The sequence below is a fragment of the Streptomyces sp. NPDC058674 genome (genome assembly GCF_042716505.1).
Lineage (GTDB): Bacteria > Actinomycetota > Actinomycetes > Streptomycetales > Streptomycetaceae > Streptomyces.
Genome location: NZ_JBHXSC010000005.1, coordinates 99,378 through 114,573, shown reverse-complemented (window position 1 = coordinate 114,573; position 15,196 = coordinate 99,378). Strand labels below are relative to the sequence as shown.

Annotated in this window: 14 protein-coding genes; 5 read left to right on the top strand and 9 right to left on the bottom strand. The window is 72.9% G+C overall.

Translation table 11 applies throughout. The annotated features are described in order from the left end of the window. The first annotated feature begins 98 nt into the window (after positions 1-98). Together ACFWU6_RS04580 and ACFWU6_RS04575 are read left to right on the top strand one after the other, a co-directional pair. The gene (locus ACFWU6_RS04580; protein WP_383978403.1) at positions 99-1,322 is read left to right on the top strand and encodes an MFS transporter; all 1,224 of its coding nucleotides are present in this window, start codon (positions 99-101) and stop codon (positions 1,320-1,322) included. Next, on the top strand, positions 1,319-2,413 hold the full coding sequence (locus ACFWU6_RS04575; RefSeq protein WP_383978400.1) for a sugar ABC transporter permease: 1,095 nt from the start codon (positions 1,319-1,321) through the stop codon (positions 2,411-2,413). Before ACFWU6_RS04580 ends, ACFWU6_RS04575 begins: the two co-directional genes overlap by 4 nt. Here ACFWU6_RS04575 and ACFWU6_RS04570 read toward each other — a convergent pair. Beyond that, positions 2,400-3,638, bottom strand: a complete 1,239-nt coding sequence (locus tag ACFWU6_RS04570) for an acyl-CoA dehydrogenase family protein (RefSeq protein ID WP_383978397.1) — start codon at positions 3,636-3,638, stop codon at positions 2,400-2,402. The two genes, ACFWU6_RS04575 and ACFWU6_RS04570, sit on opposite strands and share 14 nt — an antisense overlap. 143 nt (positions 3,639-3,781) lie before the next feature. On the opposite strand from ACFWU6_RS04570, the gene ACFWU6_RS04565 reads away from it, so the two are divergent. Together ACFWU6_RS04565 and ACFWU6_RS04560 are read left to right on the top strand one after the other, a co-directional pair. Next, positions 3,782-4,096 (top strand): hypothetical protein, encoded by a 315-nt coding sequence (locus ACFWU6_RS04565; RefSeq protein WP_383807717.1) that lies wholly within the window; start codon positions 3,782-3,784, stop codon positions 4,094-4,096. After that, positions 4,093-5,781 (top strand): class I adenylate-forming enzyme family protein, encoded by a 1,689-nt coding sequence (locus tag ACFWU6_RS04560; RefSeq protein ID WP_383978394.1) that lies wholly within the window; start codon positions 4,093-4,095, stop codon positions 5,779-5,781. The genes ACFWU6_RS04565 and ACFWU6_RS04560 overlap by 4 nt, the downstream gene beginning before the upstream one ends. An 80-nt stretch (positions 5,782-5,861) precedes the next feature. On the opposite strand, the gene ACFWU6_RS04555 is transcribed toward ACFWU6_RS04560, so the two are convergent. From ACFWU6_RS04555 to ACFWU6_RS04520, 8 genes are all read right to left on the bottom strand, one after another. Beyond that, complete coding sequence (locus tag ACFWU6_RS04555) at positions 5,862-6,686, bottom strand: metal ABC transporter solute-binding protein, Zn/Mn family (protein WP_383807721.1); 825 nt, start codon at positions 6,684-6,686, stop codon at positions 5,862-5,864. After that, positions 6,644-7,519, bottom strand: a complete 876-nt coding sequence (locus ACFWU6_RS04550; protein WP_383978391.1) for a metal ABC transporter permease — start codon at positions 7,517-7,519, stop codon at positions 6,644-6,646. The genes ACFWU6_RS04555 and ACFWU6_RS04550 overlap by 43 nt, the downstream gene beginning before the upstream one ends. Continuing rightward, entirely contained in the window at positions 7,516-8,151 is a 636-nt protein-coding gene (locus ACFWU6_RS04545) for a metal ABC transporter ATP-binding protein (RefSeq protein WP_383807726.1), read from the bottom strand. Before ACFWU6_RS04545 ends, ACFWU6_RS04550 begins: the two co-directional genes overlap by 4 nt. A 233-nt stretch (positions 8,152-8,384) precedes the next feature. After that, positions 8,385-9,101, bottom strand: a complete 717-nt coding sequence (locus ACFWU6_RS04540; protein ID WP_383978388.1) for a potassium-transporting ATPase subunit C — start codon at positions 9,099-9,101, stop codon at positions 8,385-8,387. A 20-nt stretch (positions 9,102-9,121) separates the two neighbouring features. Continuing rightward, entirely contained in the window at positions 9,122-11,227 is a 2,106-nt protein-coding gene (gene kdpB, locus ACFWU6_RS04535) for a potassium-transporting ATPase subunit KdpB (protein WP_383978386.1), read from the bottom strand. Then, the gene (kdpA, locus tag ACFWU6_RS04530; protein WP_383978383.1) at positions 11,224-12,888 is read right to left on the bottom strand and encodes a potassium-transporting ATPase subunit KdpA; all 1,665 of its coding nucleotides are present in this window, start codon (positions 12,886-12,888) and stop codon (positions 11,224-11,226) included. Before kdpA ends, kdpB begins: the two co-directional genes overlap by 4 nt. A gap of 7 nt (positions 12,889-12,895) precedes the next feature. Continuing rightward, entirely contained in the window at positions 12,896-12,985 is a 90-nt protein-coding gene (kdpF, locus tag ACFWU6_RS04525; protein ID WP_037633766.1) for a K(+)-transporting ATPase subunit F, read from the bottom strand. Next, positions 12,982-13,137, bottom strand: a complete 156-nt coding sequence (locus ACFWU6_RS04520) for a hypothetical protein (RefSeq protein WP_383807737.1) — start codon at positions 13,135-13,137, stop codon at positions 12,982-12,984. The genes kdpF and ACFWU6_RS04520 overlap by 4 nt, the downstream gene beginning before the upstream one ends. Positions 13,138-13,843: 706 nt before the next feature. Here ACFWU6_RS04520 and ACFWU6_RS04515 point away from each other — a divergent pair. Beyond that, positions 13,844-15,154 carry a diacylglycerol/lipid kinase family protein gene (locus ACFWU6_RS04515; protein WP_383978380.1) on the top strand — a complete coding sequence of 437 codons (1,311 nt, stop codon included), beginning with the start codon at positions 13,844-13,846 and terminating at the stop codon, positions 15,152-15,154. The last annotated feature ends 42 nt before the right edge of the window (positions 15,155-15,196 follow it).

Below are 15,196 nucleotides of genomic sequence, written 5' to 3'. Positions count from 1 at the left end.
GTGCACGGCACAGAGGGGACGGGGAACCGGGGTGCCGGACCACCCGACTGTCTTCCCGGGCGGTCGTGGAGTCCCACCCCCGGGGAAGGGAGACTTCTGTGGCGGCGGAGGGGACGACGGCGGCGAACGCGTCGGCACCGCGTGCGCGGGACCGGGAGGACCGGAGCCTGACCGCCTTCCTCACCTGCGCCATGGCGTTCTCGATGCTGCAGTTGTTCCTGCTCGGCGCGCTCGGGCCGCGCCTGGTGGCGGAACTGGACGTCTCGCCCACGGTGTTGGGGCTGACGGCCACCGTCGGGTTCGGTACGGCCGCCGTGTTGTCCCCGAGCGCCGGGAGGATGGTGGACCGCATCGGGCCCCGGCGCTCGCTGGTGCTCCTGCTCGCCGTCTCCGCCCTCGCGCTGGCGTTGATCGGGGCCGCGCCCGGTGCAGGTCTGCTGCTGGGTGCGGTCGCGCTGGGCGGCATCCCGCAGGCTCTGGCCAACCCCGCCACCAACAAGGCGATCCTGGCCGCGGTCCCGCCTGCCCGGCGGGGCGCGGTGACCGGCCTCAAGCAGTCCGGCGTACAGGTGGGGGCGTTCGCCGCGGGACTCCCGCTCGCCGCCCTCGCGAGCGGTCTCGGCTGGCGGGGCGCGGTGTGGACCGCCGCCGGGGCGGCGCTCCTGGCCGGAGCATGGGCACTGCGCGCGCTGCCGGCGGACCCGCCCGCGGCGCCGGCCGCGCCCGTCCGCGCGTCGTTCGTTCCGCAGGGGATGGCGGCTTGGCTGGCGGGCTTCTCGCTGTTCCTCGGAGCCGGTATCGCTTCCGTGAACACCTTCCTCGCCCTGTACGGGGTGCAGTGCCTGGCGCTGGGCCCCGACGTGGCGGGCGGCCTGGTCGCCGTCCTCGGAGTCGCGGGGATCGTCGGAAGGGTCGGATGGTCGAAGGCGGCGCGCCCGGGCCGGGCCGAGTGGCTGCCGGGTCTCCTGGCCTGCGGTGCCGTGGGCGCGGCCGCCCTCCTGGCCGGCGGGCTCCTGGCGAGCCCGCTGGTGTGGGCGGGCGCCGTCGCCGTCGGGGTGTTCGCCGTCTCCGGCAACGCCGTCTCGATGGTGCTGGTCATGCAGCGTGCCGCCCCGGGCCGGGCCGGGCAGGACTCGGCGCTGGTCGCGGCCGGCTTCTTCGCCGGATTCGCGCTGGGGCCGCCCCTGTTCGGGCTGCTCGCGCAGAGCGGGCGGTACGGGGCGGGCTGGTCGCTGGTGGCAGCGGAGTTCGCGGCGGCGGGAGCGGTCGCGTTCCTCTGGGCCGTACGGGACCGGCGCGCCGGGACGGGGAAGGCGGCATGACCGGCGGGGACTGGGCCGGCCGGGCGCTGACCGCCGTCATCGACCGGGTGACGGTGACCGAGGCCGAGGTCGGAGCCCGCTTTCCGCTGTACGCCGATCCCGGGGACGGTCGGTGGAAGACGACCGGCCGCGGCTCGTGGACCGGCGGCTTCTGGGCCGGACTGCTGTGGCTGCGGGCCCGGCGCACCGGGGAGGATGCACACCGGCGGGCTGCCGCCGCGTGCACGGCCCGGCTCGCGCCCTGGGTCGATGCGGACAGCGCCACCCGTGGGCTGATCTTCTGGTACGGGACCGCTCCGGCCGTCGACACGGCCGAAGCCGCCGCGCTGCGGGACACGGCGGCCCGGGCCTGCCTGGACTCCTACGACTCCGAGGCCGGGGTCGTTCCCTGGGGTGCGGCGCTCGGCGGTCCCCGGCTCCTGGCCCGCGCGGACGCCGTACCGGGGCTGGTGCCCCTCCTGGCCGGTGCCGGGGGCGAGGGGCCGGCCGTGGCGGCGGCCCATCTGCACCGGCACCTCGACCTCTGTCTCGGCGCGGAGGGAGCGGGGAACGGCGGCAGGCCGCGGCCCGCCTGGCAGTTCGACGCGGCAACGGGGTGGCGCCCCCGCGAGGACCCGGCACCGGGCTGGAGCCGCGGCGAGGCGTGGCTGCTCCTGGCCGTGGCCGACGCACTGCTGCGTCCGGAGGTGGCCGGCCACCGGCCGGAGCGGCTCGCCTTCGCCGCCGAGCAACTGCTGGTGCAGGCGGGAGCGCTGACCGGGCGGATCATCCCGCCCAACGAGGCGTCCCGGCCGAACGGGCCCGTGGACACCTCGGCCGCGGCGATCACCGCCGTTGCGCTGCTCAAGCTGTCGCGTGCCTGGGCCCCCCGGGCCGCGGTCTGTTCGTACCGGGCCGTGGCGATCCTGAGCCGTCTGGCCGACGTCCACCTCACCGGACCGGGCTCGGGCCGTCCGGCGGGCATGCTGCTGGACGGCTGCTACGACGCGGCCGGGGGCCTGGCGGTGCGCCACGAACTGATCTGGGGCGACTTCTTCCTGGCTCTCGGACTGGCCGCGCTCGACGACCTCGTCGACATCACCCGCGTGTAGCGGAACCGCTGGCGGAACCGCTGGCGGAACCGCGTCCCCGGCCGTGGTCGCGCAGCACCCGGCGGGCCACCGAGGTGATGTGCAGTTCGTCCGGGCCGTCCAGGATGCGCGCCGCGCGTCCGCCGCGGAACAGCGACGGCAGCGGGGTGTCCGGGCCGAGTCCGGCGGCGCCGTGGACCTGGATGGCGGAGTCGGTGACCTGCTGGAGCATGCGGGCGGCGGCGACCTTGGCCAGCCCCACTTCGGTCCGTGCGTCCTGTCCGGCCGCGATCAGCGCGACCGCCTCGTGGACCAGGGGGCGGGTGGTGCGCAGCGCGAGGAGGGCGTCGAAGACGTGCTGCTGGACCAGTTGGTGGTCGGCCAGCGGGCCGCGCGATCCGCCGCGGGTGGCGGCGCGTTCACACATGAGGTGGAAGGCGCGCTGGGCCTGGCCGAGCCAGCGCAGGCAGCGCAGGGTACGGCCGAGCGCGAGCCGTTCGCCCGCGATGGCCAGGGCGTCGCCGCCCGTCCCGAGGAGGTGGTCGGCGGGCACCCGGACCCGGTCGAGTTCGATCTCGTACTGGCCCGCGGCCCCGAGTACGGGTAGTTCGCGCACGACGCGGAATCCGGGGGAGCGGGTCGGTACGAGCAGCAGGGAGAGCCCGTCCCGGTCGCCGATGGTCCCCTCGGTGCGTGCCATGACGGTGACGAGGTCGGCGCCCGCGGCGCCGGAGGTGAACCACTTGCGGCCGCTGACGCACCAGCTGCCGTCGGGCCGAACCTCGGCGCGGGTTCCGGTGAGGAGCGGATCGGTGCCCGGCACGTCCGGTTCGGTCATGGCGTAGCACGTACGCATCTCTCCTGCGACCAGCCGCTTCAGGTACTCCTCGCGCACCCGGGCGCTGCCGTGACGGTCCAGCATGGTGACGTCGAGCAGCGGGGCGGAGCCCAGTGCGGCGGGCCCGTGGTCGCTGGCGCCCTCGGCCTCGGCGAGCGCCGCGTACGAACGGAAGGCCAGGCCGCCGCCGCCCAGGTCCGCCGGGAGCGGCAGGGCCCACAGCCCGGCGGCACGCGCTTCGGCCCGCAACTCCGCCAGGGCGGCGGTCGCCTCCTTCCCGCCCGCGTCCAGCACCGTCTCCGACGGCATCACCCGCGTACGGACGAACCGGTCGACCCGCTCCCTCAACTCCACGATCCGCGGTCCGGTTCGAGCCGATCCGTCGTACGCGGTGCCTGCATCCGTCACTGCGTTCCTCCTCGTTCCCGGGAACCCTCGGGAACTGCTGTCCGACTCCCTGTCCGAGGAACTGGTCGGGTGCGTACCCGTCCGAGTTCCCGCGTTCCGTTCGACCTGGGCGGCGGCCACCGCCGCGCCGGGAGAGGAGAGGCATGGCGTCCCCCGCAACCACGCAGACGGTCCGGCCGCTCGACACACCGCGCTTCGAGGCGGGTTTCCGGCACCCGCTGCCGACGGCCGACGGCTGGACCGCCCCTGCCGACGACGGCGCCGCGGCCGCGGCCGCGTACGACCTGCGCGAGCTCTCCACGAGCGACGCCCCGGCGCGGCCGAGTGCTCACGGCCACACCGCCACGGCCGTCCCCACCGACCTCTGCGACCTGCACCACGACGTGCGCTCCGCCGGCTCGATCAGCCGTGACGCGCACGGTGCCCCCGCCGTTCCCGACCCCTGGAGCCTCGCGTGACCGTCGCACTGCACGACCTGCTGCCCGCCGAACTCCGCCGCTCCTGGGTGGTCGACGGCACCTGCCCCGACCTCGACCTCTACAGCCTGTTCCGGGCCCGCCAGATCTCCGACCTGCACCGCACGGCCGTCCTGGATGCCAAGGGCGGACTCTGCTACACCGCCCTGGACCGCAAGGTGCGATGTCTGGCGGCCGGCCTGCGAAACCTCGGCATACGCGAGGGCGACGTGGTCGGCGTGCAACTGCCCGACAACCGCAACGCCGTCATCGCCGACCTGGCCCTGGCCGCCCTCGGCGCCGTCGCCCTGCCCTTCCCCGTCGGCCGCGGCACCCTGGAGGCCGAGTGCCTGCTCCGCCGGGCCGAAGCCACCGCCGTCATCGCCGCCGTCGAGCACCGCGACTTCCACCACGCGGCCGACCTGCACACGCTCTCCCGCGCACTGCCCGCTCTCCGCCACGTCGTCGCGGTGGGCCCCGGCACCGCACCCGGGGGAACGGCGTCCTGGTCGGACCTCATGCGCTCCGACCCCGGCGGTTTCGTCCCGGCCCGTCCGGATCCCGACAGCGCGGCGCGGATTCTGGTCTCGTCGGGTTCCGAGGCCGAGCCGAAGATGGTCGCCTACTCGCACAACGCGCTGGCCGGCGGGCGCGGGAACTTCCTTGCCTCACTCATCCCCGACGGCGCCCCGCCGCGCTGCCTCTTCCTCGTACCCCTTGCCTCCGCCTTCGGGTCCAACGGCACCGCCGTCACCCTCGCCCGCCACGGCGGCACCCTGGTCCTGCTCGACCACTTCTCACCCGACGCCGCCCTCGCGGCCGTCCGCGAGCACGAGCCCACCCACATCCTCGGCGTGCCCACCATGGTCCGCATGATGCTCGAACGCCTCGACGCGACGGGCGAGCACCTGCCGGCCCCCACCGCGCTGGTCCTGGGCGGCGCGCCGCTCGACGAGGCCACCGCCGGCGCCGCCGCGAAGGCGTTCGGCTGCCCGGTCGTCAACCTCTACGGCTCCGCCGACGGGGTCAACTGCCACACGGGACTGGCCCACACCGTGCCTCCCACCGACGCGTCCGGCGTGGTGGCGGGCCACCCCGACCCCCGGGTCGCCGAGATCCGGATCGCCGACCCCGAGACCCACGAACCGCTGCCCGACGGCGACATCGGGGAGATCATCTCCCGGGGCCCCATGACACCGCTGTGCTACGTGGGCGCCCCCGACCTCGATGTCCTCTACCGCACCCCGGACGGCTGGGTTCGCACCGGCGACCTCGGCTACCTCGACGCCGACAGGGTCCTGCACGTCGTCGGACGCCTGAAGGACATCGTGATCCGCGGCGGCGCCAACATCAGCCCGGCCGAGGTCGAGCGCGAGCTGCGCTCGCACCCGCAGGTACGGGACGTGGTCTGCGTCGGCGTCCCCGACCCGCTGATGGGGGAGCGACTGGCTGCCTGCGTGGTGACGCGGGGCCCGCAGGCTCCGACGCCGGACGTCCTCGGCGCTCACCTGACGGCGCGGGGGCTGGAGCGGCGCAAGCACCCCGAACGTCTCCTCGTGGTGGCGGAGATACCCCTGACTGCGGCGGGCAAGCCGGACCGGGCGGCCCTGCGGGAACGCCTGACGCAGAGCTCGTCACCGACACGGCACGGCTTGTCCGGGACGGCGCCCCTCGCCCAGGCCGGATGACCGATGAGCCCGGCAGCCGAGGGCTGCCGGGCTCATGAGGGGGGAGGGCGCACAAGGCGCCCTCCCCGGGGCTGCCCGGGTCAGGAGCCGCCCATGGCCTTCTTCAGCTCGGCCGCCGCGTTGCGGTAGACCGGCAGCAGGTCGAGGTCCTCACCCGGATAGTTGACGATCTTGACCTGCTTGGCACCGGAGTCGGGCAGGACCGTGCCGGTGGACATGTGGGCGTTGTCCAGGACGAGTGCCGGCTTCTTCGCGGAGAGTTCGGCGAGCTGCGCCGGGGTGACGGCCTCGGGCCCGAAGGTGCCCACGGGGGTGGCGCCCGCGAGCTTCGCGGCCCAGGCGGTGAAGACCTGGGTGACGACGGAGGGGCTCTTGCCGCCGGGCCGGCCCGCCTGGACGTCCTTGTTCAGCGCCGCGTACTCGGTGTCGAAGCCGCTCTTCCAGCGCGCTGCGGCGTCCGCGGTGCCGAAGAGGGCACCCAGCTTGTCGACCTCGGCCTTGACCTTGTCGGGGTCGTTGTCGAGGTTGACCTCCACCAATTTCGCCTTGGAGCCGGCGGCCTCCTTGATCTTCGCGGCGTACGGCTCGAACGGCGCGTAGAGCACGAAGTCGGCCTTGGCGACGGCGGCGAGGTCCGAGGGCTTCGGGTCGTAGTCGGGGGCGTGGTGCACGGACTGCGGGACGATGACCTTGACGTCTTCGGCACCGGCCGCCTTGGCGAACGCGCCCTCCCAGGTGGTGGTCACGACCACCACGGGCTTGTCCTTCCCGGCAGCCGGGGCGCCGGCCTTCGCGGGGGTGTCGTCGGCGGCCTTGGGATCGGTGCTGCCTGCGCAGCCGGTGACGAGGGCGAGTGCCGCGCTCAGTGCGAGGAGGGAAGCAGTGCGGACGCGGGTGCGCGCCATGAGCTGATTCTCCGTTCGGGGATGAAGTGGACGGCGAGGACGAGGGCCCCCGCGGTCAGGACGAGTACGGGGCCGGGCGGCCAGTCCAGCCACAGGGCCAGCACGAACCCGGTCGCGTTCACGGCCACGCCGATGCCGACCGCCCAGAGAGTGATCGACTTCAGCGAGCTGCCCAGGCGGCGCGCGGCGAGCGCGGGCAGCAGGGTCAGGGCGTCGACGAGCAGGGCGCCGGTGAGCTTGATCGCCCCGGCGACGGCGACCGCGACGAGCACCAGGAGGGCGGCGGTCAGAGCCCGGACCGGGACGCCGGAGCACTGGGCGAGCTCACGGTCGAAGAGGAGCAGGCCGATGTCGCGCCGCCGCCACCAGAACAGGCCCGGTACGACGACGGCCAGCACCCCGAGCACGATGAGATCGGGCGTGCCGACCGAGAGGATCGACCCCCACAGGAGAGCGAAGGCCCCGGACGCGTTGACCCCCGACACGGCGAGCAGCAGCAGCGCGGCGGCGATGGCGAGGCTCATCAGCAGGCCCATGGCGCCGGACAGCCCGTCGGGTGTCCGGGCGAGCGGGGCGACTCCCGCTCCGGCCAGGGCGCAGGCGACGAGCGCGCACAGCATGGGGTCGAGGCCGGTCAGCAGTCCGACCGCGATGCCGAGCAGGGCCACGTGCATCATCGCGAACCGGACCGGCATGATGTCCAGCCCGACGATGACCACGCCTATGACGGGCAGGCCGATCGCCGCGAGCAGGAGCGCGAGCCCGGCCCGCTGGACGGGAAGCAGCTGGAGCAGCGCACCGAGGTCGGCGGTCGCCAGGTGCACCGGGGTCACCGGACCTCCCGCAGCCGGCCCGCGGCCATCTCCAGTACGCGGTCGCAGCGGTCCGCCAGAGCCCGGTCGTGCGTCACCACGATCAGGGTCACCGGAAGGGAGGTGAGGACGTCCGCCGCCTCCGCCTGCCCGTCGAAGTCGAGGGCGGCGGTGGGCTCATCGGCCAGCAGCACCTGGGAGCCGGCTGCGACGCAGCCGATCGCCCGGGCCAGGTACATCCGCTGCAACTGGCCGCCGGAGAGGGTGTGCAGCGGGCGTTCGACCAGGGCCCCCACCCCCAGCCGGGCGGCGGCGTCGCCGGCGTCCCGGGGGGCTGCGCTGCTGGCGAGCAACTCGGCGCCGAGCAGGGGGAAACGGCCCGCGGCCGGCTTTTGGGGAATCCAGGCACAGGCCCGGCGCCGCCAGGCCCACTCGGCGGGGGTGCCGGTGTCCCGGCCGCCGACCGAGATCGAGCCCGTCACCTGACGGTGCAGGCCGAGCACCGCACGCAGCAGGGTGGTCTTGCCGGAACCGTTGGTGCCGGTCAGCGCCACGCGCTCACCGGCGGCGATCTCCAGGTCCACCTCGGAGACCGCCTCCACCCGGCCGTGCCGACAGGCGACCGCCCTCATGCGCACATCCAGCCCGCCCATCCCACACCCTTCCGCCGTTCCGAGCCGCGCGGAGCGACGGGTGTCGCCCCCCACGTCCCAGTAGTCGGACGGCGAGGGGCCGCGGTTCCCGTGGGCCGAGGATTTCCACGGGCTCGACGCCGTCGCCGGCCGGGCACGGTGGGAGCCGGCGGGGGCGTTGCCGGCCCCGGCCGGGGCCCCGGGCCGGGGGAACGGTGCGCCCCGCCGGCTCCCGGTCCCTGCGGTGGGGAGCGTCAGCTCCCGGAGAGCGCCTTCAGGGCGACGTTGAGTTCGAGGACGTTGACGCGGGGCTCGCCCATGAAGCCGAGGGTGCGGCCGGTGGTGTGGTCGGCCACGAGCTTCTCGACCTGCCGGACGTCGAGCTTGTTCTGCTCGGCGACCCGGTGGACCTGGAGCGCGGCGTACTCGGGGGAGATGTCCGGGTCGAGGCCGGAGCCGGAGGAGGTGACGGCGTCGGCGGGGACGTCCTGCGGCATGACCTGGTACCCGGCCGTGGAGTTGTCCGCGATGACGGCTTCCTTGGCGGCGACGACCTGGGCGCAGAGGGTGCCTTCCTCCGCGTCCTCGGTGCAGACCCCGTTGACCGCGCCGTTGTCGGCGGAGCGGTTGGTGGCGCCGGAGAGGATCAGCGAGTACCGGGTGTTGACGCTGTTGCTGCCCAGGCCGTGGGAGGGGCGCGGCTGGAACCACCTGAGGTCCGCCCTGGCCGCTTCCCCGGCGTCGTCGGGGTTCCGCGCGGGCAGGTTGTAGGTCTGCCCGATGAGGGAGGAGCCGACGACCCGGCCGCTCTTGTCCTTGGTCTCGGAGCCGTTCGCCTCGTCGTTGAACAGGGCCTGGGCGAGCCCGGTGACGGCGAGCGGGTAGAGGACCCCGCAGATCACGGTCAGGACGAGCAGGGCGCGCAGGCCCGCCCCGATCAGCCGCGCTGCGTTCGCGACGGAGTTGTTCATGGGATCAGCACGTTCCTAATTCAGGCGAGACCGGGGATGAGGGAGAGGAGCAGGTCGATGAGCTTGATGCCGATGAACGGGGCGACGAGGCCGCCGAGTCCGTAGATGCCGAGGTTGCGGCGGAGCATCCTGTCGGCGCTGGTCGGCCGGTACTGCACGCCCTTGAGGGCGAGCGGGACCAGCGCGATGATGATCAGCGCGTTGAAGATGACGGCCGACAGGATCGCCGACTCCGGAGAGGCCAGGCCCATGATGTTGAGCTTGTCCAGGCCCGGGTAGACCACGGCGAACATGGCCGGGATGATCGCGAAGTACTTCGCGACGTCGTTGGCGATGGAGAAGGTGGTCAGCGCCCCGCGGGTGATCAGCAACTGCTTGCCGATCTCCACGATCTCGATGAGCTTGGTGGGGTCGGAGTCCAGGTCCACCATGTTCCCGGCCTCCTTGGCGGCCGAAGTGCCGGTGTTCATCGCCACGCCGACGTCGGCCTGCGCGAGCGCGGGGGCGTCGTTGGTGCCGTCGCCGGTCATCGCGACGAGCTTGCCGCCCGCCTGCTCCCGCTTGATGAGGGCCATCTTGTCCTCGGGAGCGGCTTCCGCGAGGAAGTCGTCCACGCCGGCCTCCTCGGCGATGGCCTTGGCGGTCAGCGGGTTGTCGCCCGTGATCATGATCGTCTTGATGCCCATGCGGCGCAGTTCGTCGAAGCGTTCGCGCATGCCTTCCTTGACGACGTCCTTGAGGTGGATGACGCCCAGGACGCGGGCACCCTCGTTGTCCTTGACCGCGACGAGCAGGGGCGTGCCGCCGGCTTCCGAGATCCTGTCGGCGAGGAGGCCGGCGTCGTCGCAGACCCGGCCGCCTTGGTCCCGGACCCAGGCGAGGACCGATCCGGCCGCGCCCTTGCGGGTCTGCCTGCCGTCCGCGTCCACGCCCGACATGCGGGTCTGGGCGGTGAAGGCGATCCACTCGGCGTGCGCCAGTTCGCCCTGGTGGCGCTCGCGCAGCCCGTACTTCTCCTTCGCCAGGACCACGATGGAGCGGCCCTCGGGGGTTTCGTCCGCGAGGGACGACAGCTGGGCGGCGTCGGCCAGTTCGGCCTCCGTGGCGCCCTTGACCGGGACGAACTCGCAGGCCTGGCGGTTGCCGAGGGTGATGGTGCCGGTCTTGTCGAGCAGCAGCGTGGAGACGTCGCCGGCGGCCTCCACCGCGCGGCCGGACACGGCCAGGACGTTGCGCTGGACCAGGCGGTCCATGCCGGCGATGCCGATGGCCGACAGGAGCGCGCCGATGGTGGTGGGGATCAGGCAGACCAGCAGCGCCGTGAGCACGATCATGGACTGTTCGGCGCCCGCGTGGACCGCGAAGGGCTGCAGCGTCACCACGGCCAGCAGGAAGACGATCGTCAGCGAGGCGAGCAGGATGTTCAGCGCGATCTCGTTGGGGGTCTTCTGCCGGGCGGCGCCCTCGACGAGGGCGATCATGCGGTCGATGAAGGTCTCGCCGGGCTTCGTCGTGATCTTGATGACGATCCGGTCGGACAGCACCTTCGTCCCGCCGGTGACGGCCGAGCGGTCGCCCCCGGATTCACGGATGACGGGGGCGGACTCGCCGGTGATGGCGGACTCGTCGACGGACGCGACGCCTTCCACGACGTCGCCGTCGCCGGGAACGACGTCCCCGGCCTCGCAGACCACCAGGTCGCCGATGCGCAGCTCCGCCCCCGGGACCTGCTCCTCGCTCAGGCCGTCCTTGCCCAGGCGACGCGCGACGGAGTCGGTCTTCGCCTTGCGCAGGGTGTCCGCCTGCGCCTTGCCGCGGCCTTCGGCCACCGCCTCGGCGAGGTTCGCGAAGATCGTGGTGAGCCACAGCCAGCCGGCGATGGCCCAGCCGAACCAGTCCGTGGGGTCCTTCACCGCGAGAACGGTGGTGACCACCGAGCCGATCAGGACGACGAACATGACCGGGGACTTGATCATGACGCGGGGGTCGAGCTTGCGCACCGCGTCGGGGAAGGACGTGAGCAGCTGCTTCGGGTCGAAGAGACCCCCGCCCACGCGCCCGCCGCCCGGCGTGTGGCCGGTGGGCACGTCCTGGTGCGGAGCCCTCGTGGGTGTGGCGGTGCTCATGATGCGAGCCCTTCGGCGAGCGGTCCCAGCGCGAGGGCGGGGAAGTAGGTCAGACCGGTGATGATGAGGATCGTGCCGACGAGCAGGCCCGCGTAGAGCGGCTTGTCGGTGCGCAGGGTGCCCGACGTCTCCGGGACGGGCTTCTGCTCGGCGAGCGAACCGGCGAGGGCCAGCACGAACACCATGGGCAGGAAGCGGCCGAGCAGCATGGCAAGGCCGATGGTGCTGTTGAACCACTGGGTGTCGGCGTTGAGTCCGGCGAAGGCGGAGCCGTTGTTGTTGGCGCCCGAGGTGTAGGCGTAGAGGATCTCGGAGAATCCGTGCGCCCCCGAGTTCGTCATCGAGTTCGCCGGGGTGTCCAGGGCCATCGCCGCGGCGGTGAAGCCGAGGACCAGGGCCGGCGTGACGAGGATGTAGCAGGCGGCGAACTTGATCTCGCGGGTGCCGATCTTCTTGCCGAGGTATTCGGGGGTGCGGCCGACCATCAGGCCGGCGGTGAACACGGCGATGATCGCCATGATCAGCATCCCGTAGAGGCCGGAGCCGACACCGCCGGGCGCGATCTCGCCGAGCTGCATGCCCAGCATCGTGATGCCGCCGCCGAGGCCGGTGTAGGAGGAGTGGAAGGAGTTGACCGCACCGGTCGACGTGAGGGTGGTCGCGACGGCGAAGATCGACGAACCGCCGACCCCGAAGCGCGTCTCCTTGCCCTCCATCGCCCCGCCGGCGACGTCGAAGGCCGGGCCGTGGTGGGCGAACTCCGTCCACATCATCAGCGCGGTGAAGGCGACCCAGATGATGCCCATGGTCGCGAGGATCGCGTAGCCCTGGCGCAGGTTGCCGACGATGCGGCCGAAGGTGCGGGTCAGGGAGAAGGGGATGAGCAGGATCAGGAAGACCTCGAAGAGGTTCGAGAAGGGAATGGGGTTCTCGAAGGGGTGGGCGGAGTTGGCGTTGAAGTAGCCGCCGCCGTTCGTCCCGAGCTCCTTGATGACCTCCTGCGAGGCCACGGCCCCGCCGTTCCACTGCTGGGTACCGCCCGTGAACTGGCCGACCTCGTGGATGCCGGCGAAGTTCTGGATCACGCCGCAGGCGACCAGCACCATCGCGCCGATCACGGAGATCGGGAGCAGGATGCGGACGGTGCCGCGGACCAGGTCGGCCCAGAAGTTGCCGAGCTCACCGGTGCGGGAGCGCGCGAAGCCCCGTACGAGGGCCACGGCAACGGCCATGCCGACGGCCGCCGAGACGAAGTTCTGCACCGCCAGGCCGCCCGTCTGCACGACGTGGCCCATGGCCTGCTCGCCGTAGTACGACTGCCAGTTGGTGTTCGCCACGAACGACGCGGCGGTGTTGAAGGCCTGGTCCGGGTCGATCGCCACGAAGCCGAGCGAGCCGGGCAGGACGCCCTGGAGACGCTGCATCAGGTAGAGGAACAGGACGCTCACGGCCGAGAAGGCGAGGACGGCGCGCAGGTAGGCGGGCCAGCGCATCCCGGCGGCCGGGTCGGCGCCGATGGCCTTGTAGATCCACTTCTCCGGCTTGTAGTGCTTCTCGGAGGAGTAGACCCGCGCCATGTGGTCGCCCAGCGGGCGGTGGGCCAGCGCGAGTGCGGCGATCAGCACGAGGAGCTGGAGCACACCAGCGATTTCGGGGCTCATGTAGTGCTCAGAACCTCTCCGGATACACAAGGGCGAGGACGAGGTAACCGAGCAGGGAGACGGCGACCAGCAGGCCGACGATGTTCTCGACCGTCACAGCTTGGTCACCCCCCGTGCGATGAAGGCCACCAGCGCGAAGACCGCGACCGTGGTGACGACGAAGGCCAGGTCGGCCATCGTGAGCTCCTGGATGAAGAGGGAAGCAAGGAATCGGCCAGATGGCCGATGACGAGATAACCGTGTCTTCATCCCGGCGTTGAGACGCCTTGACGGGCTCCATACGGACACCGGGGAACTCTTGACGGCGCCCTGACGCGCGAGGCCGTGAACCGCCGCTCAGCCCGGGTGGGGCAGTCCGGCCACGCACCCTCGCGGGCCCCTGACACACCTCATACGGGATTGCGGCCCCGGCGTCAGGAGCGCGTGAAGAGTGGGGCGGAAGGCGTATGCATCGCGCCAAGGACCCTGGTCATCCGACCACCGCATCCGGACGCTGTCCTCACCTTGTCCCACGGAGGAACCAGCGAAGATGGCTGTACACACGGGAAAGCCGGCCACGGCAGGACAGGCCCCGACCGCGGAGGACCCTCCTGATACCGGCGTCACCGCGCCCGCCGCGGGGGAGCGGCACCGGCTGACCGCGACGCGTCTCGTGCGCCGCCGTCAAGAGGGTGCCATACCTCCCGCCCACAGGCGGAATCCCGCGCGAACAGACGAGGCGGTCACCCCGGCCGAGCTCCCGCCCCGCCCGGTGGGACGTCCCGCAGTCCCGCGACGGCGGTGGCCGACATGCGGCGCGCACCCCCGGATGGTGCAATGGCCCTGGCGGCCGGAGGCCCTTCGGGCGTGCGCGGACAGCGGCGGGGACCGCTCCCGGAAGCTGTGCCGAGACAGGGCGCGCCGGCCGTGCCGCGCACCGTCGCGCAGCCCGTGCCCCCGACCGGCAGGAGGCTCCATGCACAGGGACTCCGGGGCGCGCGGTCGCCTCGTACCGCGCTGGTCCGCACGGCTCGCCCTCGTGTCCGCGCTCGCCGCGGTGGTGGTCCTGCTCGTGTTCGCCGGAGTCAAGAGCATCGTGCTGCTCGGCGCCGGGCTGGCGGGGTTGGCCGTATCGGCGGCGAGCCTGTGGTGGGCACTGACCCTGCGCGGGACCGTCAGGCTGCTCGCCTTCGCGCTGGCCGCCGTCGTCCCGCCCGCGGTGCTGGCGCTCTACGCATGGGCGGATCTGCTGTGGGTCGTCCTCGTCTCCCTCGCCCTGTGGGCCCTCGGGGTCTCCGTCGGCGGAGCGGCACTGAGCAGGGACGTCGAGCACGCCGGCCCCCCGGAGGTGCGTACCGCTCCTCCCAGGCGTCCCTTCCTCCTCATGAATCCACGGTCGGGCGGTGGAAAGGTGGGGACGTTCCACCTCAGGGAAAGGGCCGAAGCACTCGGCGCCGACGTCCTCCTGTTGGACCCGGCGCATCAGCAGGACGTGGCCGCGCTCGCCGACAAGGCGGTCCAAGACGGCGCCGACCTCCTCGGAGTCGCGGGCGGCGACGGCACACAGGCCCTGGTCGCCGCGGTCGCCGCCCGGCACGGCATTCCCTTCCTGGTGATCCCGGCGGGGACGCGCAACCACTTCGCGCTCGACCTCGGCCTGGACCGGGGCGACCCGTCGACCTCTCTGGACGCGCTCACGGACGGCGTCGAACTGCGCATCGACATCGGTTACATCGGTGAGCGGGCCTTCGTCAACAACGCGTCCTTCGGCACCTACGCGGCCGTGGTGCAGAGTCCCGCCTACCGCGACGACAAGGTCCGCACCATCCTGCGCACGCTCCCCGACCTGCTGACGCACCGACGCGGTCCCCGGCTGTCCGTCCGCGCCGCCGACACGGTCATCGACGGACCCCAGGCCGTGCTCGTCAGCAACAACCCCTACCGGATGGACGACCTCGCCGGTCTCGGGCGCCGCGAGGTCCTGGACTCGGGTGCCCTCGGCGTCCTGGGCCTCAACGTCGACAGCGCCCGCCAAGCCGCCGAGTTGCTGTCGGGCCGGCGCGCGCCCGGTCTCACCACCCTGACCGCCCAGGAGGTCGTCATCGACGCGGACGGCCCCGAGATCGAAGCCGGCGTCGACGGCGAGGCACTGACCCTGCCGACGCCGGTGCGCTGCACGATCCGCCCCCGGGCCCTGCGCGTACGGGTACCGCGCCACCGCCCCGGTGTGCCGCGGACCAGGGGTCCCGTGGACTGGCGGCGGCTGTGGAAGCTCGCGTCGAGCTGAGCCGCCGTCGCCCTCCCGGACGTGCCAGACGGGCTCCGCCGG